Origin of the sequence: Paenibacillus tyrphae, from assembly GCF_027925525.1 — a bacterium.
Classification (GTDB): domain Bacteria; phylum Bacillota; class Bacilli; order Paenibacillales; family NBRC-103111; genus Paenibacillus_G; species Paenibacillus_G tyrfis_B.
This window is the reverse complement of sequence record NZ_BSDJ01000030.1, coordinates 71,675-97,256: the sequence shown is the minus strand read 5'-3', so window position 1 is coordinate 97,256 and position 25,582 is coordinate 71,675. Positions and strand designations below refer to the sequence as shown.

General features: G+C 41.2%; 34 protein-coding genes. 12 read left to right on the top strand and 22 right to left on the bottom strand.

Features of this window, described 5'->3' with window-relative positions:
• Positions 1–630: 630 nt before the first annotated feature.
• The gene (locus QMG93_RS27530; RefSeq protein WP_281942257.1) at positions 631–1,200 is read left to right on the top strand and encodes a hypothetical protein; all 570 of its coding nucleotides are present in this window, start codon (positions 631–633) and stop codon (positions 1,198–1,200) included.
• Between the two features lie 942 nt (positions 1,201–2,142).
• On the opposite strand, the gene QMG93_RS27525 is transcribed toward QMG93_RS27530, so the two are convergent.
• Complete coding sequence (locus QMG93_RS27525) at positions 2,143–2,337, bottom strand: transcription initiation factor TFIIIB (protein WP_127462568.1); 195 nt, start codon at positions 2,335–2,337, stop codon at positions 2,143–2,145.
• 374 nt (positions 2,338–2,711) lie between these two features.
• Positions 2,712–2,888, bottom strand: a complete 177-nt coding sequence (locus tag QMG93_RS35465) for a DUF2513 domain-containing protein (RefSeq protein WP_413789345.1) — start codon at positions 2,886–2,888, stop codon at positions 2,712–2,714.
• A gap of 387 nt (positions 2,889–3,275) precedes the next feature.
• Between QMG93_RS35465 and QMG93_RS27520 the strand changes: the two genes are divergently transcribed.
• On the top strand, positions 3,276–4,364 hold the full coding sequence (locus tag QMG93_RS27520) for a stalk domain-containing protein (protein ID WP_281942255.1): 1,089 nt from the start codon (positions 3,276–3,278) through the stop codon (positions 4,362–4,364).
• Between the two features lie 33 nt (positions 4,365–4,397).
• Positions 4,398–4,883 (top strand): hypothetical protein, encoded by a 486-nt coding sequence (locus QMG93_RS27515; protein WP_281942253.1) that lies wholly within the window; start codon positions 4,398–4,400, stop codon positions 4,881–4,883.
• Between the two features lie 404 nt (positions 4,884–5,287).
• Here the strand turns inward: QMG93_RS27515 and QMG93_RS27510 are convergent, their stop codons facing one another.
• The 6 genes from QMG93_RS27510 to QMG93_RS27495 form a co-directional block, all read right to left on the bottom strand.
• On the bottom strand, positions 5,288–5,782 hold the full coding sequence (locus tag QMG93_RS27510; RefSeq protein ID WP_281942252.1) for a hypothetical protein: 495 nt from the start codon (positions 5,780–5,782) through the stop codon (positions 5,288–5,290).
• A gap of 404 nt (positions 5,783–6,186) precedes the next feature.
• Positions 6,187–6,411 (bottom strand): DUF6199 family natural product biosynthesis protein, encoded by a 225-nt coding sequence (locus QMG93_RS35460; protein WP_413789344.1) that lies wholly within the window; start codon positions 6,409–6,411, stop codon positions 6,187–6,189.
• 90 nt (positions 6,412–6,501) lie between these two features.
• Entirely contained in the window at positions 6,502–6,690 is a 189-nt protein-coding gene (locus QMG93_RS35455; RefSeq protein WP_413789346.1) for a DUF6199 family natural product biosynthesis protein, read from the bottom strand.
• 684 nt (positions 6,691–7,374) lie between these two features.
• Positions 7,375–8,667 (bottom strand): hypothetical protein, encoded by a 1,293-nt coding sequence (locus QMG93_RS27505; protein WP_281942250.1) that lies wholly within the window; start codon positions 8,665–8,667, stop codon positions 7,375–7,377.
• 270 nt (positions 8,668–8,937) lie between these two features.
• On the bottom strand, positions 8,938–9,393 hold the full coding sequence (locus QMG93_RS27500; RefSeq protein ID WP_281942248.1) for a DUF523 domain-containing protein: 456 nt from the start codon (positions 9,391–9,393) through the stop codon (positions 8,938–8,940).
• Between the two features lie 25 nt (positions 9,394–9,418).
• On the bottom strand, positions 9,419–9,904 hold the full coding sequence (locus QMG93_RS27495) for an NTF2 fold immunity protein (RefSeq protein WP_281942247.1): 486 nt from the start codon (positions 9,902–9,904) through the stop codon (positions 9,419–9,421).
• Between the two features lie 232 nt (positions 9,905–10,136).
• Here QMG93_RS27495 and QMG93_RS27490 point away from each other — a divergent pair, with 232 nt between their 5' ends.
• Positions 10,137–10,613 carry a hypothetical protein gene (locus QMG93_RS27490; protein ID WP_281942245.1) on the top strand — a complete coding sequence of 159 codons (477 nt, stop codon included), beginning with the start codon at positions 10,137–10,139 and terminating at the stop codon, positions 10,611–10,613.
• 194 nt (positions 10,614–10,807) lie between these two features.
• Here QMG93_RS27490 and QMG93_RS27485 read toward each other — a convergent pair whose 3' ends face one another.
• The gene (locus QMG93_RS27485; RefSeq protein WP_281942243.1) at positions 10,808–11,131 is read right to left on the bottom strand and encodes a methyl-accepting chemotaxis protein; all 324 of its coding nucleotides are present in this window, start codon (positions 11,129–11,131) and stop codon (positions 10,808–10,810) included.
• Between the two features lie 402 nt (positions 11,132–11,533).
• Here QMG93_RS27485 and QMG93_RS27480 point away from each other — a divergent pair, with 402 nt between their 5' ends.
• Positions 11,534–12,748, top strand: a complete 1,215-nt coding sequence (locus tag QMG93_RS27480; RefSeq protein ID WP_281942241.1) for a macrolide family glycosyltransferase — start codon at positions 11,534–11,536, stop codon at positions 12,746–12,748.
• Positions 12,749–12,818: 70 nt separating this feature from the next.
• On the opposite strand, the gene QMG93_RS27475 is transcribed toward QMG93_RS27480, so the two are convergent.
• From QMG93_RS27475 to QMG93_RS27465, 3 genes are all read right to left on the bottom strand, one after another.
• Complete coding sequence (locus QMG93_RS27475; RefSeq protein WP_281942239.1) at positions 12,819–13,595, bottom strand: AraC family transcriptional regulator; 777 nt, start codon at positions 13,593–13,595, stop codon at positions 12,819–12,821.
• 6 nt (positions 13,596–13,601) lie between these two features.
• On the bottom strand, positions 13,602–14,198 hold the full coding sequence (locus tag QMG93_RS27470) for a LysE family translocator (protein ID WP_281942237.1): 597 nt from the start codon (positions 14,196–14,198) through the stop codon (positions 13,602–13,604).
• An 83-nt stretch (positions 14,199–14,281) separates the two neighbouring features.
• Positions 14,282–14,911 carry an SMI1/KNR4 family protein gene (locus tag QMG93_RS27465; protein WP_281942235.1) on the bottom strand — a complete coding sequence of 210 codons (630 nt, stop codon included), beginning with the start codon at positions 14,909–14,911 and terminating at the stop codon, positions 14,282–14,284.
• Between the two features lie 156 nt (positions 14,912–15,067).
• Between QMG93_RS27465 and QMG93_RS27460 the strand changes: the two genes are divergently transcribed.
• Genes QMG93_RS27460 through QMG93_RS27445 form a run of 4 tightly spaced genes read left to right on the top strand, consistent with a single transcriptional unit; the run spans position 15,068 to position 16,933 of the window.
• Entirely contained in the window at positions 15,068–15,490 is a 423-nt protein-coding gene (locus tag QMG93_RS27460; RefSeq protein WP_281942234.1) for an NUDIX hydrolase, read from the top strand.
• Between the two features lie 52 nt (positions 15,491–15,542).
• Complete coding sequence (locus tag QMG93_RS27455) at positions 15,543–16,112, top strand: hypothetical protein (protein ID WP_281942232.1); 570 nt, start codon at positions 15,543–15,545, stop codon at positions 16,110–16,112.
• A gap of 31 nt (positions 16,113–16,143) precedes the next feature.
• Positions 16,144–16,500 (top strand): hypothetical protein, encoded by a 357-nt coding sequence (locus QMG93_RS27450; protein WP_281942230.1) that lies wholly within the window; start codon positions 16,144–16,146, stop codon positions 16,498–16,500.
• Between the two features lie 40 nt (positions 16,501–16,540).
• A complete protein-coding gene (locus tag QMG93_RS27445; RefSeq protein ID WP_281942229.1) occupies positions 16,541–16,933 on the top strand; it encodes a GNAT family N-acetyltransferase in 393 nt (130 codons plus the stop codon).
• Here the strand turns inward: QMG93_RS27445 and QMG93_RS27440 are convergent.
• Positions 16,899–17,348 carry a DUF5071 domain-containing protein gene (locus QMG93_RS27440; RefSeq protein ID WP_281942227.1) on the bottom strand — a complete coding sequence of 150 codons (450 nt, stop codon included), beginning with the start codon at positions 17,346–17,348 and terminating at the stop codon, positions 16,899–16,901. The genes QMG93_RS27445 and QMG93_RS27440 overlap by 35 nt on opposite strands.
• A gap of 134 nt (positions 17,349–17,482) precedes the next feature.
• Here QMG93_RS27440 and QMG93_RS27435 point away from each other — a divergent pair, with 134 nt between their 5' ends.
• A complete protein-coding gene (locus tag QMG93_RS27435) occupies positions 17,483–18,271 on the top strand; it encodes a class I SAM-dependent methyltransferase (RefSeq protein ID WP_281942225.1) in 789 nt (262 codons plus the stop codon).
• Positions 18,272–18,287: 16 nt separating this feature from the next.
• Here QMG93_RS27435 and QMG93_RS27430 read toward each other — a convergent pair whose 3' ends face one another.
• Positions 18,288–19,067 (bottom strand): polysaccharide deacetylase family protein, encoded by a 780-nt coding sequence (locus QMG93_RS27430; RefSeq protein WP_281942223.1) that lies wholly within the window; start codon positions 19,065–19,067, stop codon positions 18,288–18,290.
• Between the two features lie 173 nt (positions 19,068–19,240).
• Here QMG93_RS27430 and QMG93_RS27425 point away from each other — a divergent pair, with 173 nt between their 5' ends.
• Complete coding sequence (locus tag QMG93_RS27425; RefSeq protein WP_281942221.1) at positions 19,241–19,510, top strand: hypothetical protein; 270 nt, start codon at positions 19,241–19,243, stop codon at positions 19,508–19,510.
• 23 nt (positions 19,511–19,533) lie between these two features.
• On the opposite strand, the gene QMG93_RS27420 is transcribed toward QMG93_RS27425, so the two are convergent.
• The 5 genes from QMG93_RS27420 to QMG93_RS27400 form a co-directional block, all read right to left on the bottom strand.
• Positions 19,534–19,962 carry a DUF2262 domain-containing protein gene (locus tag QMG93_RS27420; protein WP_281942219.1) on the bottom strand — a complete coding sequence of 143 codons (429 nt, stop codon included), beginning with the start codon at positions 19,960–19,962 and terminating at the stop codon, positions 19,534–19,536.
• Between the two features lie 60 nt (positions 19,963–20,022).
• Positions 20,023–20,670, bottom strand: coding sequence for a CPBP family intramembrane glutamic endopeptidase (locus tag QMG93_RS27415; RefSeq protein WP_281942217.1), 648 nt, complete (start codon positions 20,668–20,670; stop codon positions 20,023–20,025).
• Between the two features lie 386 nt (positions 20,671–21,056).
• On the bottom strand, positions 21,057–21,710 hold the full coding sequence (locus QMG93_RS27410) for a hypothetical protein (RefSeq protein ID WP_281942216.1): 654 nt from the start codon (positions 21,708–21,710) through the stop codon (positions 21,057–21,059).
• 44 nt (positions 21,711–21,754) lie between these two features.
• The gene (locus tag QMG93_RS27405) at positions 21,755–22,339 is read right to left on the bottom strand and encodes an SUKH-3 domain-containing protein (protein WP_281942214.1); all 585 of its coding nucleotides are present in this window, start codon (positions 22,337–22,339) and stop codon (positions 21,755–21,757) included.
• A 13-nt stretch (positions 22,340–22,352) separates the two neighbouring features.
• Positions 22,353–23,027 (bottom strand): hypothetical protein, encoded by a 675-nt coding sequence (locus QMG93_RS27400; protein ID WP_281942212.1) that lies wholly within the window; start codon positions 23,025–23,027, stop codon positions 22,353–22,355.
• A gap of 224 nt (positions 23,028–23,251) precedes the next feature.
• On the opposite strand from QMG93_RS27400, the gene QMG93_RS27395 reads away from it, so the two are divergent.
• The gene (locus QMG93_RS27395) at positions 23,252–23,680 is read left to right on the top strand and encodes a hypothetical protein (RefSeq protein ID WP_281942210.1); all 429 of its coding nucleotides are present in this window, start codon (positions 23,252–23,254) and stop codon (positions 23,678–23,680) included.
• 113 nt (positions 23,681–23,793) lie between these two features.
• Here the strand turns inward: QMG93_RS27395 and QMG93_RS27390 are convergent, their stop codons facing one another.
• The 3 genes from QMG93_RS27390 to QMG93_RS27380 form a co-directional block, all read right to left on the bottom strand.
• Positions 23,794–24,177 carry a VOC family protein gene (locus QMG93_RS27390; RefSeq protein WP_281942208.1) on the bottom strand — a complete coding sequence of 128 codons (384 nt, stop codon included), beginning with the start codon at positions 24,175–24,177 and terminating at the stop codon, positions 23,794–23,796.
• A gap of 19 nt (positions 24,178–24,196) precedes the next feature.
• Positions 24,197–24,586 carry a hypothetical protein gene (locus tag QMG93_RS27385; protein ID WP_281942207.1) on the bottom strand — a complete coding sequence of 130 codons (390 nt, stop codon included), beginning with the start codon at positions 24,584–24,586 and terminating at the stop codon, positions 24,197–24,199.
• A 126-nt stretch (positions 24,587–24,712) separates the two neighbouring features.
• The gene (locus tag QMG93_RS27380; RefSeq protein WP_281942205.1) at positions 24,713–25,459 is read right to left on the bottom strand and encodes a DUF1266 domain-containing protein; all 747 of its coding nucleotides are present in this window, start codon (positions 25,457–25,459) and stop codon (positions 24,713–24,715) included.
• Between the last annotated feature and the right edge of the window lie 123 nt (positions 25,460–25,582).

Genomic DNA, 25,582 nt, shown 5'->3' with positions numbered 1-25,582 from the left:
TCTTTGTAATGGAGAAGAAGCATGTGCGCAGGTTGAGGGATAAATTTAATGATGAACTCTTGAATAAGAAATTAATCTGTTTAGATATTCCTGATGATTATCAGTACATGAATGAAGATCTTATTGAAATTCTTCAATCTAGAGTGTCGGAGTACATTGATGTTCCTGAGTGAATACAGATGAAATAATACTTTCATAAGGTCAAATTGCAGCTGATCGTATACGGGGGAACAACGAGATTTGAAATTACATCTAAACATTTACTGGTACTGACAAAGAAGTGCTTTTTGCATATTTTGATTATGATAAAGACAAGGAGCCGAATAAGAATGAATTTTCCGAGGAATTTTTAACGGGATTTTACAATGATTTACTTTATGATAAAGATGGGGAAGCACATAGAAAAGTTAAAGAGATATTATTTAATTTTTATTATAAAGGGAATCAGGTGGAGGAATACATTAATATTGATAATCTGAAGGACCAATTGCTAACGACATTCAGAAACAGTGACATTAATAATTGAGAAACGCAAGGTTACTTGTATTTAGTATGATCGATGTTGGTTATTGTATTATGGATAATAGAACGACTGCCTCAATAGGTATTTATAGAACATAGGAGGATTACATGGCCTGGAGCAAATTGAAGCAACATCTGGAGAGTTTTCTCTGTCCTGCGTTATATGGAAGGGTCGAATACCGTGCAACCGGCTACCGTTATTTACCTGATAAAGCAGGTCTTTGTTATATTGCGGTAGATAAAAAGAACGTATTCAATATGAGTGATAAAACTACCTTAATCAGATGGTATCAGACGGAACTGGATATTAAGAATGATTCGGATATCCAAATTCCTATCAACAATGAAGAAATTGAAGCGGTCAGAAAAGATACCAAGGGGATAGTTCCGGAGGATCGTCTAAAAGTAATTGCAAGAAGTAGAAAAATATCAGAATATGCAAAGGAGCTTTTGTCAGCACAGTCATCATTAAGTAAATCAAATTTTGTCGTTGTAGCTAATAAGTTTTTATCCATTTCTATAGAGGAAAGCATAGAGAGCAATGATATCTTATTGAATATTCTTGCTTTGGTGGACAGACGAGTTGGAAAAAAGCGAATTTTAAACATGACCGAGAAGATGAAGTTAAAGCATCCAATTGTGCAGTATTTTTATGAACTACGGCTTAGTACGTTATGAAAATAAATAACTCATTTACCTCCAATCGGGAGGTTTTTTCATGCTATCATATACTTACTGACAGATTAGGTGATGAGACCCTCTTGTACGCCGCGGTTTTAGAGTTCGTTTAAGACGCTCAGCCAGAACTTCGAGGACTCATTCTCCCCGGTCCAGATGCCCAGCACGTCTTTATTCACGATCAAGGGCTCGAATTCCCCCTGACGATCGCAGAGGAACCTTCCTGAAGAGGAGGTTCTTTTTCATCTTCTTTCTATTTTTAATATACTATTTTGGACATTGTTGGTATTATTATCTTGAATGTAATTATCATTGTTTATTGCGTGAGGTGAGAAGATGCAAATTGCTAAGCAGAGAATCCTTCTGTTTTTTCTTAAGCTAACCATACTCGGCCCTTTTTGGTATTTTGCATTCTCAGTTTGGATAACGGAAAAGGGGATTGGAACTTTTTTGCACTATATTCATTTGTAGCACTTTTGGTCGGGACTCTCTACGCTGATGTAAAGAATGAAATTAGTTGGGGATCGAAACGGAATATAATACTTTCACATGTCGTTGTATTGAGTGTATTTCCTGTGCTTGGATTTCTTTTTCGCTCCGATATTACGTTAAATTTTCTCGTGGGCCTTGTGATTTTGCTGGGAATTGATTTGTATATGTTTGTTGCTGGAATGGTCTTCAAAAAAATTTATGGATAAGAAATCAAAGAAATATCCGCCCTTTAAAAGTTACATTTCATCTGCTATCCCATAACAAAAATGCTGCTTATGGCGTTAAAAATGCTCTTTAAAGAAACCGTAGTCCAATGAGAAAAAACTTCTTGATTTGGTAAAGAATACAAGCGAATCAACACTCCAACTAATCCAATAGTTATTTTCTTCATAAATCACCAGCTTGTACAAAGGAATATTATTTATCAATAAAATGCCAATTTCGTTAGGTCTATTGTTCTTTCGGTCTAAATTTCTTAGGGTGTTTGATATAGCTTTCTAAAATAAACCCACAATTTAAGCAAAATACGTGGATTAACTCAGAAGCAGGACTGAACACATGAAAATTCTCTGGGTGTACAGCTGCATGCCCAATTTGAATTCCTTTAGAAAATTCACGGGATTTACATTTGGGACATTCGCTCATGAATAATAACCTCCCATTGAAGACATATACGATATTTTATTGAAATATTAGTTCAACATTATTTTCTTCGCATAATTCAGTAATCTTACTTAACCCAGCTGGATGAATAAATTCTGGTTCGACGTTAGGATTCCCAATTGAATAACTCCACTGAAAAGTTCTTTTTTAATAAACTCCGGACATTCCACAATTTCATATGCTCTTACTGAGATTTGCTTTAGAACTACTCTCATATTTCTCCCTATGAATTCATCGTTTTATTTCATTACATTCCAATAAATTCTTTATGCCTTCAGTAAGAAGTTCTTTGATAACATCGGTAGGTAAACTCTTAAAATCAAACCCCCTGGATTCGGCTTTTTCTTTTGCGGCTATTAGAACCTTTTCATTTCTAGCAGAATCTCAAAATCATGTCCTAACCATGTCATACCATTAATATAATATTGTCCACTAGCCAATGTCGGAACGTCATCAATAACAATTAAACCAGCTTCAGCCATGATCCTTAAATGATATTGAACAATCATATCCCCATAACCTTCATCTTCCAAACTTAATGATAGTCGAACGCGATGTATAATATTCCTCTATAACTTTCAAAATTCTTATTACTAATTCCATATCTCTTTTCATAAAAATACCTCCTACTTATAAAACCGTTATTTTATTGAAATTTTCTTCTAGCCATATTCAGACACTACACCATTCTCAAAATATATATATCCTCTATTATTGTAAAACACATTGTTCATTAATTCCATATTTAGGGGTTGTGCGATTTTTTTATCGATCGACCCCATCCGTTTTCAGTAATGCCCTTGGGCCGCTCAAGCGGTGCTCTGTCAAGGTTGACCACTTTCACTTGTCGGATCAAAAGACAACAAATTGTGGTACAATCAGGAAAGTCGGAGTCCATTACATTGTAGAGGAAAATGCACATGAAAAAAGTCATCCTTCTAGCACTCTTTATATCTCTTTGGGTTTCTTTAGCAACCAATGAAAAGGAAGCAATTGCAGCAAACAAGATTATTAAGGATCCTGTGATTGAAGAAGCAATAAAGAAAGAACTTGAACTGGATTCATCCTACGAAATAACAAAATCTGATTTGGAACGCCTGACTCAATTATGGATTGAAGGCAATGCCCAGTCACTTGAAGGATTAGAATATGCAGTAAACCTCAAGTCGCTGGCAATTAATTACGCACACATTAGCGATGTCTCCGCACTAGCTCCACTGCATAAGCTTTATGATGTATACATTCATCACACTCAAGTAAAAGACATCTCTCCTTTGGCCGGAAAAACAAGTATCGAATGGCTTATATTGGACAGCAACGAAATAGAGGATATTAAGCCTTTGGCAACATTGGAAAACCTCAGGTCTTTAACAATTGAAGATAACCACATTACGGATTTGACTCCGTTGGAAAATCTCAAGCAGTTGTATTTGATCTCAATTAAATATAATCCGATAAAAAGCCTGGAAACCCTGCCCAGGATGCCACATTTGCAAGCCGTCTATATGGTAGGTGTTGAGGCTGACGATTGGGATAAGCTTTTAGATATTCAAAAGCTTAGATACGTACAGTGGTCCAAGGAACGGACAGAGCAACAAGCGAATTTAGCTGCACGTTTGATAGAAAAGGAAGTTGAAGTTGTAGAAGAAAGTAAGCCCCGCCCAATACGTGTGATAATAAACAATCAAGAAATTCCACCTATCTCCGTATCGACTAAAAATGGCAGTACGTTCATTCAACTTCGAAAAATAAGTGACGTGCTTGATCTTAATATTGAATGGAAAGAAAGTACTCGTTCCATCATTATAACGAAAGATAAGAATCAGCTAGAATTTACCGTTGATAGTAAGAGTGCGTACATAAACAATAAATTGGTTGAACTCAACGAACCTCCCTTTATTGACGAGATGTATCAACAAGCGTTTGTACCAATTCGTTTTCTGTTCGAGGCTCTAAACGCATCAATTCAATGGAATCACGAAAGAAATCTTATAAATGTTACATACTAAGTTTTGCAATTCGCCTAACGAGAATCGCTTCAAATGAATGAAAGAAGCAGCATTTCTAGCCGCCAAAAATATAGCAACTCGTTGAAATCCCCGGAAGCAAAGCGAAATATTCGGTGGGAGCTTCGAGCTCCTTGCCCTCCGAATCAAACTGTTGAATTTGGAAAATCGAGTATTATAGATGCCTTCATCCGAACGATGAAGGCTAATATTCAAACGATCCTATCCAAGCATGAAGATAGCGAACCGTTGCATGAAGTCGGGCAGAATATTGCGCAGTTAAAAATGGATCTTAAAGCATTGGTCAGCCCTAAGCATAAGAACCAAATCGATGATGCTGTATATGATGAGGAACACGCCCAGAATCTCAGCATTGGAAGAGCTTCGGCAGAACAAAACCATATTCGGAAGGATGATGAGCAGAAGAAACACGTGAAGGAACGTATTAATGAAATTATTAAAGCTTTAACTGCACGTAAGAATTATTGGAACAATTTGACGATAGCTTATTCCATGCGCTGATGGAGAAGATAACCATTTCTCTCGCCGACGCACTTTGTTTTTATCTTTAAAAGCGGGATGGAGATAACCGAGTTACATATATAAGTACTCATGAATTTTATGAAACTCCTTAGCCTTTTCCTTCCTCACCCACTATTTTGACGATACGTGGTGCGTAAGGAAGCGGTGGTTCATAAGCTACTTGGATTATCATAGCACCAGTTATTATTGTATAAATTGTTAACAACTTTTTTAAATCCTCTTTCTTCTATCCATATTTTTGCAGATGGATATATATTAAGAATTCCATACGCAAATCGCAATAATAAATCTTCTTTATCATAAAAATCATCAAAGCCATTGCTTTGAAATGTTCACTATGAGTAGTATCCCACTTAAAACTAACTATCTGATATTCATAGTGGTCACTTAGGTAATAATTTCGGATCTTTATAACACCAGTCAGGATCATAAGGTAATGATTTTAATTTTTGCATATCCTCCCAAGTATATATCCAATCATAATCGGTGATCCAGAAAAGATCATTAGGGTTTACTCTTAAATATTCATAAATAAAGATAAAAATGAGCTTCTGTACTCCATAGATATCTTGAATATGTCCTACTTGGCTTAATTCCAACTCAGTGTCTAGTCCTAAATCTTCATGATAATAAAAATCTATGCTGGGACTTTTTTTAGAATGAATATAAAAAAGAAACGAACTATTGCTGCTATCATTAAAGGGTCTTTCATTAATATTTAGTGTTGTATAAGAAAAATGTCCTTTTTCATCATATTGTTGATTATTATGGAAATAAAGAGTAACACCCGCATGAAAAGCTGCAACTATTGAATCAGCCAATAATTTTTCAGGGGAGTATCCTTCCTTTTTCGTTAATATAATCGTTGGTGTTCCCATACTACTTTAATAACTCCTTCAATTCATCTAGTGACAACGATAATGTTACCTTTTGTTTTTTTCCGCCGTGTAGTTCAAACTTCCATTCTACCTGTCCAAACAAAAAATAGAAACCATATACCTCCTATAATGTAAGCTACTCCTGAAATTTTAATATTATAAATAAAGTATCGATTGGGCTTTACATGTTTGTGCAACATACCTAAGGTGTACTTTAATGCAAGTTCTGGATTCAGTAAACTGAACACTCCCCAAGCCATTAAAGGTAGTGTGAAGAAGGTAAGGACGATTCTTTCAGCCATTTCTAAAAGCCTTTCTTAATTTGCATTAAATTTTGATGGCATGCTACCCGAAAGGATCTTCGAAGCTTAAGAACGAAGCGAACGCTTCTGAAAATTGCAAATCTATAAAAATTTTAAATTCGTAATAACGACGACCAGTATAACAAACATTAATAGGATTAAAAATACTCCCATAACTTTGGTCATAAGCAAATCTGCTTGATTGGGTTCTCGTACCTTGCTACTACGAAATCCATGCTTCCATGCCCACGTTGGATTTAGTACAGCAACAAGCCCATAAGAAAAAGAAGCGCCAAAAAAGATGATTAGAAAAATTATGGTTTCCAAACGAGACCTACTTTCCGAAAACAAGGCTAACTTTGGTCATTTGCAATTTCGAGGTTAGTTCTTTTAATCAGAACATCTGCACTGTAAGAACTATATTATTGTACTGATCGCATACACATAGAAACTAATCATTACTAAAATGATAAAAACTCCAGATATTCTTGTAAGTATTATGTCAGCTTCATTTGGTTCTCTTACTTTCCTTGAAGTCATAGAGGACCTTTTCCATACAAATTTAGGTTTAACTATACTTGCCACTCCCCAGCCCAGAGTAACCAAACAAATCGTTGTGAGCAAAATTATAATTAGCAATCAGCTCCATAATTTTATGATATGGATATCCTAAATTATTTTTAATTTTGGATGTGCAATAACCTTAATCTTAACAAAACTATAAAAATCAACTTAATCAGACCAAATTCGATAAAGTAAATATACACTTAGTAAAAATGTACCTGCTCCTGATAGTCTACTGTTCAAAATCAAAACTTTAGTATGTTTTGCGTGTTTGAAAATGTTCCCCAAGTTATATTTCAGATTAAATTCCGGTCTGAAAATAGTAAAAAGCCCCATGCCATCATAAAGAATAAAAAAACTGAAATAACTATTTTGCCACCCATCCTTCTTGCTTCTTATTTGGAGGAAAAAAAGCGAAACGAAGTTTCACATCGTATCCGTATCAATGTACATTAAACTATGTTCCGCTTTTTTTCGACGGCGAAAATGTGTTTCGACGTTAGCTACTTTATAAGAAATACATAGGCAAGTACGAAACAAATCAGTATTAAGAAAACACCCGATATCCTCATTAGCAATAAATCGAAATCACTGGGCGTTCTCACTTTTTTGGAAATAAATTCTCTCTTCCATACAACAGTTGGTTTAACAATAGCAAGAATTGCATAAGAAAGTGTTAGTAACAAAAGTAATACGATCAACGCTTTTTCCAACATGTTCATCTCCCTATTTTCTAAAAATGGATTCCCAGCTTTCTCCCTTAAAAAATCGTTCCCATTGTGCCGCTGTCGCTGGCTTCCCTTCATTTAGATTTTGTTTAATTTTTAAAATTGTATACTCACCTTCAATACCTATAACAAAAGGTAAGATGTTTGCTTCGGTGCCTAAACCAGCAGCCACCCCGTTTGTCCATTCTACAGCCCCTGTTTTAGGGTCAAATTTTGCTCCCCCGTCATAAAACAAAACAGCTCCATATTTTCCTTTTGCGAAAGTAGGTCCAAAATTACTCTTAACGCTACTTCCTAGTTCACCGGAAACAAGGTCTGCTCCAGAACCAATACATAGGCAACCTCCGACCGACCCATCGAATCCGCCTTTAAGTTTTAATGCTAGTTCACCGTCTTGAACTTTCATCTCACCACCAACTGCTAAAAAGACCGCACCGCTTCCTTCGATTTTAAAGTACGGTTTAAACACAGAGCCGTTTGATGATGTCGCTGGAATGGTGATGTTACCACTATTAGTTCGATAAATTACGGATGAACTGCTATCATTAAAGTTAACCCGGGTAACAGAATCCAGTATAGATAGTCTTATAGCATTTGCAGCATCATGTGCATCCTGCATACCCTTAACGTCATTAGTCGCTTGAGCATTTTTAAATTTAAGCTGAAGTTTTGCTAAATCAATTTTTTGTTGTTTTGATAATGCGGATTTCAAACTAATGTCTATTTCGTCAATTGAAGGCTTATAAGACAAATTATCTTCAGTTGCGCTGTTTTCTGCGTACATAAGGTAGGAAACCCTCGACCCATACGCTTCCTGAGCACTGGCCAGAATAGTTACAGGTTTCTTTTTCTTTTCTATTGAACCAAATTGAATGCTATCAAAGTGGTCCCACCGCTGTCTTACAACAAGTTCAAACTCTAATACCCCTTTCAAGCCATTAACCTGTTCTTGATAAACGTGGACATATGCATGTGTAAATGTGACCTCTCGAATCGTCTTTTCATGCCTCACGATTTGGACGGTAACGCTTCGATAATAATCATTGTCCGGCCTATACTCGGTAAGCGCCCATGTATAGAGCGTATTGGAGTTATCCGCATCTTGTTCCACAGGAGGAAGTAGTCGAAGCGGGATCTCACCCCGTATCTGAATCGAGTGCTCCGCATTATAAGCTTTGGCAAAAAAATCTGCCGGACTTGTATTGATATAGCTATAGCCAGTAATTTTTCCATCGCCAAGCTCAATTGGCTGACCACCGGATTCTCGTTCAACCCTTAACAATATACTCATACGGCAAATCTCCCTTTTGACTAACTACTTCTGGCTTCTTGCAACCGATTCCTTATCTTAATATATATCGGACACTACCACATTCTATTTAATGTAAATTCTCACACACTTTTGGATATATGGAAATAGCAAATTTTCGAGGAATGATCGGCAGCCGTGACACCATCCCTCTTGAAAGCTCGAGACATGTGGAGTGCGTGGTTGATTTTTATACAGAAAAAAGGGAAGCCCAGAATCGAAAACATTGGGTTCCCTTTTTATCGGAAGTTGTTAAATACTCTCCATAAATTGTTCCTCTGAAATTACTTGTAATCCGTTTCGTTTAAGTAAAGCTGAAGTTACTCCGTTACCAACCACTTTCTGGCCGACAAATTGGCCATTGTAAATCATAGAACTACCGCAAGAGGGACTATTCTCTTTGAGAACGACGATTGTTGCATTTATTTCTTTAGCTTTCTCTAAGGCAGCATACGCTCCCTTGATATAAAACTCCGTGACATCTTTACCAGACTTCCCAATCACTTTAGCATTTCCATCCAGTACGTCATCGCCATCTCCACCTACTATTTCGGCGGGTTCTCTCGGAGTTGATAAGCCGCCAAGCAATTCAGGACAGATCGTTACCGCCTTATTTCCCTCTACTAGTTTATTTAACTTTTCATTTAAACAATGAGTACCGTTATACCTTACTTCCAATCCTGCTAAACAAGAACTCACTAATATCATAAAATTCCTCTCTTCATGACAGCCGTCAAAGAATTCTGTTATCCCACTTCGTATCGCCGAATCTGCGCCCTTTGTAGTTGTCAATCTTCCACTGACCAGCCTTGCGCAGCAATACGAATAAATATTCGTCCTGAAAGGCAGTTTCCGTTTTGAAATAAACCTCGGCCCGGTTTTGGTTCTTTAAATCGACACTCGTTTCGACAGGGTTACCAATACCGTTAAACTTGGCGGGAAACCCGAAGCTGCGAACATTTTTCCCGCCGTACACCCTTTTTTTATCCGTACAGTAGCGATCAAAGAGGGGCCCCACCAATTTACTCAATTCTTCGTGCCAATCCGTCGGCTTGTTTTCTTTGAACCATGCAAACTGTTCTTCCGCATCGGCAAACTCGGGCATAGCCACCCTTTCAGCCTCGCTTTGTTCTCGAACACTGTCTTCGTATTCGTTCCATTTAGAACCGTATTCCTGCACCAAATTAATGAGATATTCTTTTAACTGCTGCTCATTCATTCTATGATACTCTCCTGTCTATTACTGTCATACTCAAATATTAACATACAAATAACCAGGACATACATCATTGGAATTCTTGTTGCTTTTATTGGTATCCGAGATTCCAGATCTGTTGACACCTCGACAAATGTGGAGTGCGCATACCCATCTAGGGTCTACGGCTAATATGAATTATTAAGTTAAGCTTGGTTAAAATACCTTAGTAACCATTTAAAGGAGGCATTAAAATATGTCAGGTCACTATCTGCTTAATCGTCACCACCATAACCTATTGAAACACCCTCATTTCGGCCATACGATCACCAATGACTCATATGGTCATCAACTCCATCCATTGTCCCTTCATGCTCCAGTTGTGCACGTTAAGGCTACAATTGTAAAAGTATATCCCGATCGAGAACGAAGAGGAGCGATGCACCAGCATTTTGATGTGAAAATTAATGAGCTAATTAGCATTAAAGGGGCCGATGCTTCTCTAGTTGATAAGAACTCGGATACTTTTGTCGCTGTCCGCTATGGAGATAATATGGGATTAGCAGAGCCGATAAATGGCATTACGGAGGGACAAGAGATTGAATTGCAAGGCGAATATATCGATCATAATCATGCATATCCCACAGAAGACAACAGGGATCAATCTCCTGTTATTCACTTCACCCATAAGCCTGTAGGATTCGTCATATATCAAGGCAAAGAATATCATTAATGGAAGTGGACAATGTCATTCCCTGTTACGATAGTTGGCTCAACGTTTTAGCCTGAACATCCAGCTTGCCAACCGCTTCACCAATACCTGCAAATTCTTCTGCGGCTTGCTGAATTTGACGCTGACTATCGACAATTGTTTTTTGCGAGGCTTTCGTTCCATCGCTGACTCGATCGACATGCTTGGAAATTCCCTCAACGGTAGCTTGAATCTCCTGCGCGGCTTCTCGTACGGCTCTTGGCCAGCTTTCGCACTTCGGAAGCTACAACATTAAAGCCGCGCCCATACTCCCCAGTATGTGCCGCTTCGATAGCCACATTTAAGGCGAGTAAATTCGTTTGCGATGCAAATTCCCTAATCGTCTGCACAATGCGGCGAACGGCCCCATTTTGCTGTTCTAAATCATGGAGATATGACAGCTTTTTCTCATTCTCTTCCATCAACCGAGTAATGGCCGAAGCCACTTGTTGATTGCGTGTTATGCCTTCCTCTGTACGGGTCAGCAATTCCTCGGACATGTTTTGCAACTCGCTTGTTAGTTGGGCTTTCGGTACAAAACCGCCGATGGTGTACCCCGACTAATTCAGATAAAGAGTACTCCATGGCATGAGCAAAATTTTCATTTGCCCACAGCGCTTCTCCCTGAACATTAAATTCAATCATCGCAAGCGATTGCTCTAAAGCGGCAAGCACCGCTTTTTCATTGAGCACTTGGGTTGTATGTATAACCACTCAAATCCTCCGTTTCCTCGTCTACCTTTCCATATTGTTGCTCTATTTGATCTAAATTCTTAGACACTTTGCTGCTCACTGTTCAATAAATGACAGAATTTCAACGTCGCTTGAACCTGCGTCTGCCCTCATCTATAATGAAATGGCATTATACCCCTATTTTAGTATTATATTGGATGGTGTGGTACATGGCACGCGTACTGTATGTAACGATTCCAGCAGAAGGTCACGTTAATCCTACCTTAGGATTGGTCAAGCAGTTAGTCGACAACGGCGAAGAAGTCGTCTATATGTGCTCGGAAGAATATCGGGCCAGGCTTGCCCAGACCGGGGTGCAATTCCGGGCCTATCAATTGGATGAACAAGTATTCCGAGAGCTTGGTTTTAATCCGACCGAACTTAAACACCCGCATCAGTTCACTGATTTTATGCTGCGAGGCATTATTGAACCTCACATTCCGGAAATCTTGAGGCAGATCGAACACGATTCTTTTGACTACTTGATTTTTGATTCCTTGTTTGGTTGGGGTGGGGCTATTTTAGGGGAAAAGCTAGGCATCCCGACGGTCTGCTCCGTGACAAATCTGGCTTTCGCCGAACCGCTAAGCAAAATTGTGGAAGGGTTTGATGCCGATGATTTCGATGCGGAAGCTCTATATGAAAGACTAACGAAGACGGCGCAAAGCATCGCTAAGGAATATAACGTAGCTGTACCTGCCATTGAAGATATTACCCGCCAGTATGGTCAGTTAAAGGTTGTATTTACAAGCCGCGAATTTCAACCCGATGCCGATAAGCTTGACGATAGCTATATATTTACCGGACCTTCCATTACACCACGACTTGACGTTCCTTCATTTCCGCCTGACCAGCTTCGATCGCAATACGACCAAGTCGTATACATTTCCATGGGCAGCATTTTGACCAAAGATATTGAGTTTTACAAGCTTTGCTTTGAAGCCTTTCGAGATGTCGCGGCTCAGTTTGTGTTATCTTGCGGGAAAGACACGAATATGGACTCGCTAAGCGACCGTATTCCTCCTAATTTCATCGTCAAGCCATATGTTCCCCAGTTGGAAGTGCTCCAACAATCCGATGCTTTTATTACCCATGCCGGGATGAACAGTACCAGTGAAGGTTTATATTACGATGTGCCGCTTGTCATGATTCCATTAAGCTCCGACCAGCCTATTGTTGCGAAACGGGTAGAGGAGCTAGGAGCCGGTATTATTTTAGATCGAAGCCAGCTTACGCCTGCAGCTTTGATCTCCGCTTTGTTGCAAGTGTTGAACGAATCTGCTTACAAAGAACATGCTCAGCGGATCGGGGATTCCTTACGTAACGCCGGCGGGTACAAAGAAGCCGCAAGCCGTATCATGTCGTTGTTTTCCAAAGTATCATAAACTAAATGGTTTAAATAAAGAACTTCATGGAATGAGGAGGTTCTTTTTTTGTATTCCATCGCATGAACGATCAGCTTATGCCTGACATGTACTCGAATGCCGTTATGCCATACATACTTTTAAAGTGCCTGTTCATATGAGATAAATCAACAAATCCGCATTCCGTTACCGCGGCGTAAATATCCTTGTTTTTTTCGATGAGCCGCTTGGCATGCTCGACTTTGCAGTTTAAGAAAAATTGATACGGGGAGATGCCCGAGTCCGCTTTAAATGCCCGGATGAACTGAAATTTGGACATATCCAACTCTCTGCAAATGTCATCAAGCTTTAGCACATGGTCCAGACTGAAGTAGATCATTTCCTTTGCTTTCTTCATAAGCACATTGTTTTTTTTGAACACGTAGTTCATTTCCGTTTGGGAAAAGTTGTCCGTAAGAGCCAGAAGCAGCTCGCTGCACAGCGATTCGGCTTTATTGCTGAATATCGCATGAACCAGATTTAAGATGCCTTGCTGAAGCCTGCGATTATAAACAATGGGAGAAGAGAACAACATGACATCCTTTTTTTCAAGCATCTCCAAAAAAAGCTTGGGATGGATATAAACGATGACATAATCAATCCCCGTCTTATCTTGCGCCCTTCCGTCATGAACCTGTTCCGGGTTAAAAAGCATCACTCCGTTGCGATAGGAGGACTGAAAGCTCCCATCCAGGTTATACTGCTGCACTCCACGCAAGGTGACTCCCAGAGCATATTCTTCATGGCTGTGCTTTTTGTATTCAAAATCGCTAAAGCTTGCGGATAATGCCGTAACTCCTGCTGATTTTTTATATACAAATTTGTCCATATCCACTCACCTCTTCACGATCTCCACGATACCCGATACCTCGATGGCCGAATAAACCAATAATAGCGCTAATACGATATTGGTCACCTTTAGATGCTTCTGCAAAAAGCTCTTGAAAACCATGCCGAAGATGGCCCACGTGGCTAATGCCAAAAAGGCAACAATAGTTATAATCAGCACGAATATCGATAAGACAAACGGCGATTTATAATAGGGCATAACATAGCTCGGAATGACCGTCATGGTAAACAGCCAGACCTTAGGATTTACAAACTGCATGAGGAATCCGTTCATAAAGGTAGCGGCTTGTTTGGCGGAATCCCCTGCTATATCCATTTTGTACACTTGATACGCAAGGTAGAGCATATAAATGCTGCCAACGACCTGCATAAAAACCAAAATCTTCGGCATGACCGTTATAAGCGCACTGTTTAACATCACCGAAGCCGAAAGCAACACACCGAAGACGGCAGTCACTCCCCAGATGTATCGAAAAACCTCTTTCATCTTAACATGATGCGCCATAGACAATATAGCAATATTCGTAGGCCCGGGCGTGAATGTGACAATAACACAATATATAAGAAAAGATGTAATATTCATGAGAAAACCTCCTTAGGCGTGTTCCCATGAATGATACATCTTACATTTCATTAGCGTATAGTATGATATTGCAGATTCATGACCTACCAGAAACGGCGCTCTTCCATTGGGACCTCCGAAACGATTTCGTCCAACCAAGCCTCATACCATTGCAAAAAGGACATATGGCCGGAATCCTCGCCCGAGAACGTCTCAGGGAATATGCCGCCAAAGTCACCTCGGTAGTCGCACCATACTTTTCCATGTTCACAGCCTTTTACAACGAGTAGCCCCAGACCACCGCCGCCCCAATCGCACACTCGGATCGCGCCAGATATCCGGTCGACCGAAAAGTAGTATTCCATCAATTGGTCTTGATCTGCAGACCCCTCCTCCATTGCGCGTCTTAACGGCTCATAGTTCCAGGCCGATCCATACGCGAAATCTTTTTCAGTATCTATCGTGTCACGATCTCCTACGGGTATCCTCGGGTCTAGGATCGATTCTGTGCCTAGCGGAATGAGTCCATGGCCGGGGCCAAACCCGCCGTTGCCTATTTCGGATAAAAAAGATTTGAAGTCATCGGGAAGTTCAATCTTCCATTTTTTTTCGAATAAAGCAATTTCATCGGCATTGAGCGTGGGATTGAAAACTATTGCGTTTTGCGAGGGAGGGAGCGCTATTTTTTTCGCCCTAATTTCATCTATCCTTCGCAAAATGGATTTAATCGTCATCACGGAGCCTCCTTTTCCACGGATTCATTATAACTTATTTCGCGCCATCCCGTATCTCAGCCTGGGAGTATTACATCATTCTGGTGGCCACGTTCCATTGTCAGGAAAATCATGCTAAATTAGCACTATATAATCTTTGGGGGAGGACGTGGCGCCATGTTTATTGTAAACGTAGAAGGTGCGGTCTGCAGGGATGATCAATGGCTTCTCATCATGCGAAGTATGAAGGAAGAACATGCCGGCGGTACTCTATCTCTTGTGGGCGGGAAAGTAGACATCGAAGGAAATACGCTCGACATCCTGGAACGGACGGTAAAACGGGAGCTTTACGAAGAGATCGGCATCGAAATAAAAGATGCGGTTACTTTTGTATACAGTTCTTCTTTTGTGACAGAGGATGAGTGCAACGTGATCAATGTGGTCTTCCTATGCGAATATGTTAGCGGTACAGCGCATCGCAAAAGTCCCGACGAGGTTGAAGCCGTACACTGGATGACCTACGAGGAAATCATGAATCATCCCAAAGCTCCTCCTTGGACAAAAGAAAGCATAAAAAGAGCGGCGGCTGCCAGGAAATAGCTGCCCAGAATTTTGCATTATAAACATGTTGCGCAGAAATGAGGCTGTTGGTATGAGTTTGTATCATTATATCGGATCAAGTAAAGAATTGCCTTTAGGGGAAAGAGGAAGAAGAAAGTCCTCCGCCGATAAGAGTAGCGGAAAATTAACAAAAGCAATTCAATTCCGGTCTGCCCATTTGCCCGAGGGATCCATTCCTCTCGAACAAATCGTCGATCTTTCTCATATCCAAGAAGATGAAATTGAAGTGTATGATTCAATGGAAGATGCCGCGGGAATTTATATTCAAGATTTAGGGACGTGGAGTGGAGAAATACGGGGGCATTTCAAAAATCCTTTTGTGTATCAAATTGCAGCGAATTGGGGAGGTTTTTCTTTACATCCCAACCTGAAAGAACATTTCCCTGAACAATACAAAGCGCATGTAAAATGTATTCGCGAACTATTTGATCTAATGAAAGAATACGGTTCGAACCAAGAATTTGAATTATACACTTGCTGGGACGGTGAAGAAAAGCAAAGAAAAAATGAGAAATTGCACAAAATCATTGATTTAAAGACCTTTCAGCTTGGGGATGAGTTTGAATTGAAAGATAAGCAGTATATATTGATCAAGACCTGATGCGAACTCTAATCTGAGTTGAGGTTACGAAATGTCCTTAATGCCATTAAGAATACCTGCGGGCTACGCTATTTGCTTTAATAAATTTTCAGATGTTGAGCCAATATCTTGTAAGAGTGGGGACGGTTTTATCGACAACTGGGAGTATTTCACCGAAGATATTTTGCAAATCGCAAGGATGCAGCTTGTCGATGGAGTTTGGGGTTTACCAAGCAGCGGGAAACTCATCATTGACTTGGGATGGTATCCGGATGGTCAAATCTCCGGTCAATACCGACTGGTGCAGGTCAATGAGCATTGGGAAGTGATTCGCGAAAAACAGTCCAAAAACAGGTATGAGATCAGGGATACGATCGAAGATTGGATGAAAAATCCCGCTGGTTTGTAACCGGGCACGAGATTAGCTAAAAAAAGAAGGTGACCATCTTATGGAAATACGATATGATACCGAATTACCGACAGAAGACAGTATATACGAGCTATATGAGAATCTGGATTGGAATCAATACTTGCAGCTAAGCAAAGAGCAACTGCTGACCGCCATGAGACAAAGCTGGTACGCCATCTATGCCTACCATGACAATCACTTAATTGGCACGGGCAGAATCGTTTCCGATGGGGTAATCAATGCTTACTTATGCGGACTAGGGGTCCACACGGACTATAGAAGCAACGGGATTGGGTCCGAAATTTTCCGTTTACTCGTGGAGCATTGCAAAAAAGACAATCTGCATCTGCAATTTTTTTGTGAAGAAGAGCTGGTGCCGTACTATGAACATAAGAATTTTAAAGTTTTTGCCGTTGGAATGACAGGCGCTTAAGCTGCGGCACTTCTTCAGAGGGTTTCTTGGAAATAAGAGACAAAATCTGCCGCGCCTCCGTATCCAATTCGTTTACCTTCTCGCCCCTTGTAGGTGCGTAAGCTGTTTTTTCAAGCTCAGGCTGCAATTCAACGATCAGGTCCTTCGGCAGTTCTCTAACAACATACTCTAGACACCATAACTTCCATTCTTCGTCTGGCGTTCGCAATATCTTCTTAATCTCAGTTAATGTATCACAGCCACAACTCACAAGTATCTTCGCGATGTCCCTGGCAATTGGCCAGTTTATATCTTGAATCCATTCGAATAATTGGGGTAATGCTGGTTTTAATTTTTCCGGCGGCAGCTTTTTCAAGAGATCTACCGTTTCAAAATCGAATTTATTCCTTGGAACTAGGCTTCTGTCGATGTCCACCGAAACACTCCTTTCGACGAATTTCATACCAATTTTATTCATGTTCCAACTATTCACATCTTAATTTTTAATTCATTATATTTCAACTCTATCTATTAAATTGACCGGTTCACACGAAAATTCGGAGGTGCTTTATGAACGAAAGCTTAGTAGACCCTAGAAACCACCCGGACTGGTTGCGTCCTCATTCTATCGAATGGTATGCGCAGCTCGGAAAATTACAAGGGCAGTATTCGTTTTCGTGGCACTCCACAATCACCGAGCCTAATGCCGAAGCCCTATTTGCTGAAGAAGTAGCGCGAGCGGTTCAGGGCAAGAAAGTGTTGGACATCGGATGCGGACACGGAGAATTTACGCTCCAATGGAGTCCCATCGTTAAACATATTACTGGTCTGGATATTACGAACGACTTCATCAAAACAGGGAATGAAGCGAATTTATCCAATGTATCCTTCGTTACGGGAAATACGAAACACGGACTCCCCTTCGAGTCGGATGAATTCGATGTCGCGTATAATCGCAGAGGGCCAACCTCTTCTTATCTGGACGTTGGAAGAGTGGTGAAAAAAGGAGGAAGGATCCTCGGATTGCATCCGGGGGACGGTATAGCGGCGGAACTCTCGGAATGGTTCCCGAACTTGTTCGACCCGATTTCGGCAGGGACTCCCGTCCTGGATAATCTCAAACAGCGCCTTGAGCAAGGCGGCCTGGGACATACCGAGATTGAACCGGTGAGAAGTATGGAATACTTCCATGAGCCTGTTGATGTGATCCGAATGCGCTGCTTCGGTCAGGCACCCTCCATTTACGAATGGGTCCTGGAGAAATGCCTCACCGAAGTTACGCGGATATTCGAAATAAACGCTGTAAAAGAGGGTTTACCCGTCACGTTTGAACGCTATCTGGTACGGGTTACGGTTTAAATTTCACTTTCGACGTTTATGAAACGATTTTACTTTGAATGATGGCATGCAAATCTTCCGGGGTGATCCAAGGGCTGCCTGCGTTAACGCGCGGAATTTTCATAGGATCCGCTTGACGAGTCGCCATAGCCTCAACGATGGTAAATCCGTATTTAAACCCGCCTTCTTGATAATATTGAATGGCTGTATCGGTATATATGCCAAAAGGGTAAGCTACGACATCCACCGCATGTTTATTCACCGAATGCAGCTGCTGCCTGCTTCTTTTCGCGTCTTCCACAATCCGGGCATGGTATTGCTCGTCGGTTTCGATCGTTCCGTTTGAAGTAGGAAGTTTGGAAGTGAAGTAGGCGTCCCCATCAGGGTCATCGTTGTTGGTTTTGTGATGCAACGCATCCGTGTGACTTTGGTTCTCGACCAAATCCGTTTCTTTGTTCATGATGGACAATTGCTGCGCCGTCATCGTTGGGGGCAGGTGTGATGCCTCGGGCAAGGTTTCCGTCATGATGAAGTTAACTATCGGAATATGCTGCTGCTTTATAAATGGATACACGTTCTCATAAACGCTCTCATATCCATCATCAAATGTAAGCAATACCGCGTTGTGTGGAATAGGGCTGCCGTTCAAATAATGTTTGAATTGATGCAAACTAATAAAATGGTACCCTAAATTCTGTAGATGACTGATCTGCTCTTTGAATAATTGGGGGGTAATCGTAATCCCTCCCTCATCCGCTGCATGTACATGATGATACATTAAAACAGCGACTTGATCCCGATAAAAAACATGAGACACTGCATATCACTCCCCACAATTCATTTAAGGACGAGCAGCAAGAAACGTTCAGACTCCCCCGAAATCTTGGAAGTTAAATATATTATACCTAAATTTTAGTTGGAAATTTGTAGAAACATGTAACCCCTCCTTCCTTTTTCTCGTATATAACCAGAAAGGAACGGAGGGGTGAAATGGATTGGCACGCCATATTCATTATTGTTTTGGTCATTCTTAATTTCCCGGTATATCGTTTCATTTATAAACTGATTTTTTCCGATCCGGAAGATTTTGATGAGTCGGTCAAGTTTTCTTTTACTCCTGATTTTATTTCTTTTTTTAGGGGGAAGTACTGGCAGGACAAGTGGGGTACCTTCAAATTGCAGATGTACATCTTCTTGTGTCTCGCCGTTGTTGCTCTCGAGTACATGGCAGTGGACATGGTCATGGGGTACTTTCCTTGATTGAGCCCCTCTTCCATCTTCCCTTATCCAGCAATATCTACGCCGCAAGGCTCCCCTTGTTCGTCTACAAACACCATGATGATATGATGGCCGCAAATACCGTCGTCGTTATAGCTCAGGTCAAAGCTTCTCCCTGAACCGACGGAAAAAGACTCGATCCGCATTCGATTCACTATCTCTGCTTTGGTTATCGTTGGCCCCTCCACTATGTATTCGCGATAATGATTCAGCACTTCATCGGCGGCATACTCTCTAAACGTCATATCGTTCTCATCTAAAAGAGCAAAAATTTCTTTTGCATAATTTATGATTTCTTGCAGATCGTCTTCATCCGGCATGAAGGCAACCTCGATCTCCTCCCCTTTCAAAAGCTTCCTGCATGTATATAAATCAATATCTCGGTCTTTGATGATAACACCCCAGAATTCATCGCGGATCTCTACATTGTTCATATTCTCTCTTCTCCTGTTCTATAAATTTGATTGTAAAGTTATCGGTAAATTACCGCAGTATTACGATTTCCCCAGTTGGTTGATCGCCGTCAGATCCAAGATCAAGTGTACCATGATGACGGGAACGATCTTCCTCGTTTTCGCAAAATAAATTGAAAAAACCAAAAATACGATTCCGGTATACAGCGCGGGGATTAAGCCTTGGTACAGGTGGTACGAAGTTTGAATAATCGTACTGGCCAAAACGGTTAGTTCTTCTTTTTTGATCAAGATGCTCAGTTCAGTCATCGTATAAGCTCGTACAATTAATTCTTCGAAAAAAGGATTAATAACGATGAATGCAAAATAGCTTACGGTCATTTTCGTTCGTAGAAAATCGACGTTTTGGGGAGCCTGCAAAAAACTGGGGGAAATCGTAACGGCGATAATAACAACAAAATACAAAACCAGATAAAGCAATACTCCGTGAAAGATATCCGTTTTACGAAATTGAAAACCAATGTCCTTCAAGCTGCGTCCTTGTCTATGCAGGACAAAATATAGCAAGCTCAGCGAAAGCGTTTCCCATAAAATGCTATAAACAAAATTGGGATGCGTGCCGCTTTTCGCGCCTGCAAACAGGTACACGGAATTCAAGATCAGCGGGAAAATGGTAATAAGTAAAATGCTGACCAACAGTAGCAGTCGAATCTTGGCCTCCGATTTCACCGACGAACTCCTTTTTATTATGGATTTGTTTTTGTAGTAAAATTATACCACACCCCGGGGTTTCGGAACTCCCATAATCAAGTGGTCATCCCATGCTAAAAATTCCTGTCCATAGATCAGGCCTGGGAAAAGTGCACGGTTTACGAGATTGGGAATAAAGAGAGCTTCGAATCATTCAATCATTTGCACTCTCCAACGGAAGGTGTTTTGCTGAGCAAGTTAGGATATTTCTTTACGGAAAACTTCTACAATAGCGTGGTTAAGCTTGTCATACAATAAGGTAATGCTACGAGAGCCCCTCTTTTTTCTTTGCTTGTGCAAACTATTTGCAGGCTTTTTACAAAAAAACTATCCCAGGAGGTTTCGCAAAATACCCGCCGGAGAAGCTAATTTCGCTCTTGTTGCGGCGGGTATTTACCATAATACACAACTTTTGATCCGCCCGATAATTTAATCTTAAATATGTCGGAATTGGGCTTTAGAACATGCTCCTCTGCTACAACTTCATATTCCCCTGTCAATGTCTCCTCGCTATATTGCCGTATGGATTCAATCAACGTTTGGCTTTCGTTTAGTCGAACTTTCACATAATTGCTTGTCGTAACCGACTCGTAAGTTCTTGGCTCATTTGTCGGCACAAAGCTATTGTTCTGTATATTTCGCATCGTCGTTTCTAACGCTTCATGATCAAAAAAAGCATAAGGGGTCGGATAGGAATCATAAGGATGGACGCTCAATTCTTTCGTTTCCGGGGAGTACCTTTGCAACAGGTGCCCGTCCCACACCCAAATGTGCCCTTGCATGGGTCCTTCGGTATATTCGGCGCGATACCGGCCTTTGGAGTCAAGCCACAGGCTCCCGGCATCCTTGGATTTTACAGTAAACTTATTTTCATCGTAGGAAATATCTACGAATTTGATGAAGTGAAAGGTTTGTACCTCTTCAAGATCGACCTCGTAAGGGATCTGAGGAGTGACTCTCTTCTTTCGGAATAGGGATAAGATCGCAGATAAAATTTTAGTTAGAACATGGTTTCGCATAATTCACCCTCGTAAGTTAAGTAGTAGTCGTATTCGTACAACACTTAGCCAAAAGGATTCGGCCGTTTGACAGGAAACACTCGCTTTCCCCATAAGGTGGGAAGCAGGACTTCATTTTTCTCGTAAAGTGTCGAGATGACGAGATCATGACCATCGAGTTCGTGCTCCATGCTGTCGAGCAGCGTATCAAAGACATAAACCTTGCCTTCGTAGTCGTGCTTAAAATACAGCTTGCCGGATCGCCCAATCGCCACGACAGCAGGGTAATAATACCCGGATTCGCCTAGACAAAAGCAATCCTCGCCCGCAAAGCTCACAATAGCCCTATAATCCTCATAGCGGCCAATTTCTTTAAGGGCATCCGGAATGAAATGGAACGTGTAGTCATGCCAATCATCGGCAAAACGGCAATTCGGTTCGTCCGGATGATATTTAAAATAAACGCTGTCGTCAATTCCGGAAAACTCTTGAAGGAACGCTTTCGCACGATCAAACAAATCGATGCCCGCTTCCTTGCACCGAAGCTCAAAGCCTGAAATATCTACATGTCTGCCTTCATACCATCCCGCTTTTTTCAGCAGCAATATCATTTGTTCCCGTCTGCCGAGTTCATAAGTATCTGGTTTCATTCGGTTTCCTTCCTTATTGGCGCTCGTCCTGCAATTTACTCCATAACGCCTCATCGTAGAAATCAACACACAAGCCTTGATGCTTTGGTGTAAAAAGGTCTAAATGATCGTGATCATGCCCGCCGTTTCGTATAAAATAAGAAGCCCCGGTTCTGGACAGCGGCTCCAAGCCTCCGGAAGCAAACTCAAATGCTTTCTTGCTCCCGTAAAAAAACAAGGTGTCGGCGTATTTTTTTATCAAAATTTTGTCTTTATTCTCCGCATAGGTAAACGGACAGTAATCCTCATATCCCAAATCTGAAAATTGACGCGGATTGCACTCGAAGCTTTTCAGCTCCCCCTTGGTTCTAAACATTCTTTGCTTTATCTCTTTCCAGAGCTTCGTGTTGAACTGGATCGAGTGGTGCATGAATACCATGTCCAGATTTTTGTTATAGGCGGAGAAATGCTGTAAATCTTTGGGGAGCAACCGGGTTGTGACCGGCACATAGATCATCTTGTCCCGATGGATACTTGCAGCAAGAAATAAGCATGCCAAATATTGCAGCGATTTCTGGTCTCCGAATAACATATAAATTCCACACCTATGCTCGAGAGCAAACATGTTATCCGTAGGAAAGTTAGGGATGAAAACAGTATAACTTTTGGCCGACAGGTTGATTTCTTTCTTTATGAAATGCAGCTTCATCTAAGTCACCGTAGGTTGGCCCTTCCCCATTCTTCACAAAATTTCAATACACTCGTTCTCTTTTTTATCGGAATTGTCCGTCTCGTCGGCCAGTATTCATTTTAGCGCATCTATGCTTTGTTGCAGCACATATTGTTAATTTTTGGTAAATGTATTGTCTCTGCTTCCCACGTACTATATGATTGCATTGTAGAAAAAATATACAATTATTGGAGGGATTCCTAGTGAAAACTTTTAAATCGTTGCTGTTATCGACTGTAGTTGCTGCGTCTCTTTTTGCTGTTACGTCTGCCGCTTCCGCCCATCCGCTGGTCAATTTGCACAGCTATAATTCGTTTGCAACTTACAAAACTGCGTTGGACAAGCAGCTGACGATTGATTTAAACCATGCCTACGATCAATGGGAGCTCGACGAACACTATAAACAATACTACGCTGATATCGCAACGGCGACCGTATATTTTAAAGGTATGGGATACGGCGAGCCGCGATTGAACCTAGTACATTACAAAACATTCGATTCCTACAAAGCGGAATTGGACAAATTGTTGACATACGATTGGAATCATGCCTTCGATCAGTTTGAACTGGATCGGATCACGGCTCAATACGATGCCGACATCGCCGCTGCCAAAATTTATTTTGGAGTGTAATCATCGTTAATTGCAAAATTGATGTAACAGACTCTTTCGGATCATCCGGAGGAGTTTTTTTTTATGTGGAAAGAGCGGTCGAAAAAAAGTCCGACTGGATTGGCGGGCATCAGCTACGAATTATACGAAGCCGCAAATTCTATGACATTATTGTCTCTGTCCAATATATAGATCTGTGAAAAACCTGCCGCGCTGTCAGGCTCGGCCTCGTACTCGATGCCTGCCTCCTCCAGCCATTGCAGCGTTTTGCCGTAGCTCTTCACCCAAATCGAAAAGTGACCTTCTAACGAATTTAATCCATTCGCCCGAAGCGTTTCGCTATGGGGATTCTCTACGACATGAAGCTGCTGTTCCCCCAAATCGTACCATACCCCTTTTGACTTAAACGGAGGGCGTGCGAGCTCCTTAAATTGAAGAACTTCAGAATAAAAATGCTTCGCTTCCTCCAAGTTTCTTGTAGCAACGGTTACATGATGCAGTCGCTCTAATTCAATCATATCGATTTATCCACCTGCCCTAATTTGCTGAGGCTTCTATAAAATGATTTCGCTTAGAATAGCTATAGGCTATAACGATCAGCGACCAAATGATATTTCCTAGGAATGGCTGATCCTTGTACAGAACGAACAAGTAACCGCTTACGGTCAAAAAATAAATGGAATACGCAACCATGAGCCAATATCCCCAACGCATGAGCTTCAAGTACCCATAAGCCATGACGAGCGAGGAAACCCCTACCAGAAATCGGGCAAGATGCTCTGGAACATTCGGCAAGCCGAATCTGGCTGCTATTCCATACTTTTCGAAAGGTAACTCATACACGAATAACGATAACAACAAAACAACAGAACCAAAGACATAAAAACTCCCAATTAAGATGATGCCCAAAGGTTTGGTTCGACTCAATCACTCAACCCCTCTATAAATCAATCTATACAAAAATATAGCCAATTATTGGATTACTTTCAACTCTTCACCGGTTCTCCCCAGCATAAAAAAGCCCGCCGGGCCGGCAGGCACGTAACTATGATCTTAAGCACTCAGCCTAAACGGGAATTCACTCCAGACGCTGCCAGGGTCTTCGAACAGATCTCTTTTGGCCTCCCACACCGTATCGTAGATGCTTCCTTCGTAAGCAATCGCCCTGCCGAAAGCAAACGAGATATAGTAATATTTCCAGTCCAGAAACGTTTTGCTGGCTTTCTTGGCCGCCTCCTCAATATACTCCCATGCCTCTTCCTCCGTAATGTAATCCATGGCATGGCTCCATCTTGCAATATTGATCGCGCGATCGTAATCCCACGCGGCAATCGTTTCAATCGCGTTGAAGTCTTCGTCGGTAAACTTCAGCTTACTTTTGATGACCTGTTTCGCTTCTTCGTAGCACGACTTGGATTTGCCAAGCTCCTCTTCTACAATCGGGTCGCCGGATTTCAAAGCCGCATAAACTTCGTTATATCTTGTTCGATGCCCTTCATTTATTAACCATTCCAATATATCGATGGCATCGTCTCTGCCGGATATTCCCCAAGCGGATTCCAGACCTTGCCTTAATTCCTCCCGATCCGATTTGATCTCAAGAACCCGCGTCGATTCTCTCCGGTACAGTGCAAGGATTGCGCCATAAGCAAGCAAGCGCCGCTTGTCCTTGGACAGCTCGTATTTGGTTTCCAGCTCTTTTCTTTCCTTATTCATTTTGGCGTTTAGGCGGCTGCCCCACAGCAGTAATGCGCCTACGGCCGCGATGATGCACACTATGATGATCAATACAATCTTCATATTTTTTACAACACCTTTTCTGAGAAGTTTTTTCCGTGCAGCTCCATCTCATAGAGACGCGTTAGCTCATGGTACATATATCGGATGTGAACATTTCCATTTTTATGTAAATTTTCACACACT

Excerpts from the sequence above, each read along its gene's own strand:
- QMG93_RS27530 (WP_281942257.1), top strand. The coding sequence starts at position 631 with ATGGCCTGGAGCAAATTGAAGCAACATCTGGAGAGTTTTCTCTGTCCT.
- QMG93_RS27525 (WP_127462568.1), bottom strand. The coding sequence starts at position 2,337 with ATGAGCGAATGTCCCAAATGTAAATCCCGTGAATTTTCTAAAGGAATT.
- QMG93_RS27520 (WP_281942255.1), top strand. The coding sequence starts at position 3,276 with ATGAAAAAAGTCATCCTTCTAGCACTCTTTATATCTCTTTGGGTTTCT.
- QMG93_RS27515 (WP_281942253.1), top strand. The coding sequence starts at position 4,398 with ATGAATGAAAGAAGCAGCATTTCTAGCCGCCAAAAATATAGCAACTCG.
- QMG93_RS27510 (WP_281942252.1), bottom strand. The coding sequence starts at position 5,782 with ATGGGAACACCAACGATTATATTAACGAAAAAGGAAGGATACTCCCCT.
- QMG93_RS27505 (WP_281942250.1), bottom strand. The coding sequence starts at position 8,667 with ATGAGTATATTGTTAAGGGTTGAACGAGAATCCGGTGGTCAGCCAATT.
- QMG93_RS27500 (WP_281942248.1), bottom strand. The coding sequence starts at position 9,393 with ATGATATTAGTGAGTTCTTGTTTAGCAGGATTGGAAGTAAGGTATAAC.
- QMG93_RS27495 (WP_281942247.1), bottom strand. The coding sequence starts at position 9,904 with ATGAATGAGCAGCAGTTAAAAGAATATCTCATTAATTTGGTGCAGGAA.
- QMG93_RS27490 (WP_281942245.1), top strand. The coding sequence starts at position 10,137 with ATGTCAGGTCACTATCTGCTTAATCGTCACCACCATAACCTATTGAAA.
- QMG93_RS27485 (WP_281942243.1), bottom strand. The coding sequence starts at position 11,131 with ATGTCCGAGGAATTGCTGACCCGTACAGAGGAAGGCATAACACGCAAT.
- QMG93_RS27480 (WP_281942241.1), top strand. The coding sequence starts at position 11,534 with ATGGCACGCGTACTGTATGTAACGATTCCAGCAGAAGGTCACGTTAAT.
- QMG93_RS27475 (WP_281942239.1), bottom strand. The coding sequence starts at position 13,595 with ATGGACAAATTTGTATATAAAAAATCAGCAGGAGTTACGGCATTATCC.
- QMG93_RS27470 (WP_281942237.1), bottom strand. The coding sequence starts at position 14,198 with ATGAATATTACATCTTTTCTTATATATTGTGTTATTGTCACATTCACG.
- QMG93_RS27465 (WP_281942235.1), bottom strand. The coding sequence starts at position 14,911 with ATGACGATTAAATCCATTTTGCGAAGGATAGATGAAATTAGGGCGAAA.
- QMG93_RS27460 (WP_281942234.1), top strand. The coding sequence starts at position 15,068 with ATGTTTATTGTAAACGTAGAAGGTGCGGTCTGCAGGGATGATCAATGG.
- QMG93_RS27455 (WP_281942232.1), top strand. The coding sequence starts at position 15,543 with ATGAGTTTGTATCATTATATCGGATCAAGTAAAGAATTGCCTTTAGGG.
- QMG93_RS27450 (WP_281942230.1), top strand. The coding sequence starts at position 16,144 with ATGTCCTTAATGCCATTAAGAATACCTGCGGGCTACGCTATTTGCTTT.
- QMG93_RS27445 (WP_281942229.1), top strand. The coding sequence starts at position 16,541 with ATGGAAATACGATATGATACCGAATTACCGACAGAAGACAGTATATAC.
- QMG93_RS27435 (WP_281942225.1), top strand. The coding sequence starts at position 17,483 with ATGAACGAAAGCTTAGTAGACCCTAGAAACCACCCGGACTGGTTGCGT.
- QMG93_RS27425 (WP_281942221.1), top strand. The coding sequence starts at position 19,241 with ATGGATTGGCACGCCATATTCATTATTGTTTTGGTCATTCTTAATTTC.
- QMG93_RS27420 (WP_281942219.1), bottom strand. The coding sequence starts at position 19,962 with ATGAACAATGTAGAGATCCGCGATGAATTCTGGGGTGTTATCATCAAA.
- QMG93_RS27410 (WP_281942216.1), bottom strand. The coding sequence starts at position 21,710 with ATGCGAAACCATGTTCTAACTAAAATTTTATCTGCGATCTTATCCCTA.
- QMG93_RS27405 (WP_281942214.1), bottom strand. The coding sequence starts at position 22,339 with ATGAAACCAGATACTTATGAACTCGGCAGACGGGAACAAATGATATTG.
- QMG93_RS27400 (WP_281942212.1), bottom strand. The coding sequence starts at position 23,027 with ATGAAGCTGCATTTCATAAAGAAAGAAATCAACCTGTCGGCCAAAAGT.
- QMG93_RS27390 (WP_281942208.1), bottom strand. The coding sequence starts at position 24,177 with ATGATTGAATTAGAGCGACTGCATCATGTAACCGTTGCTACAAGAAAC.
- QMG93_RS27380 (WP_281942205.1), bottom strand. The coding sequence starts at position 25,459 with ATGAAGATTGTATTGATCATCATAGTGTGCATCATCGCGGCCGTAGGC.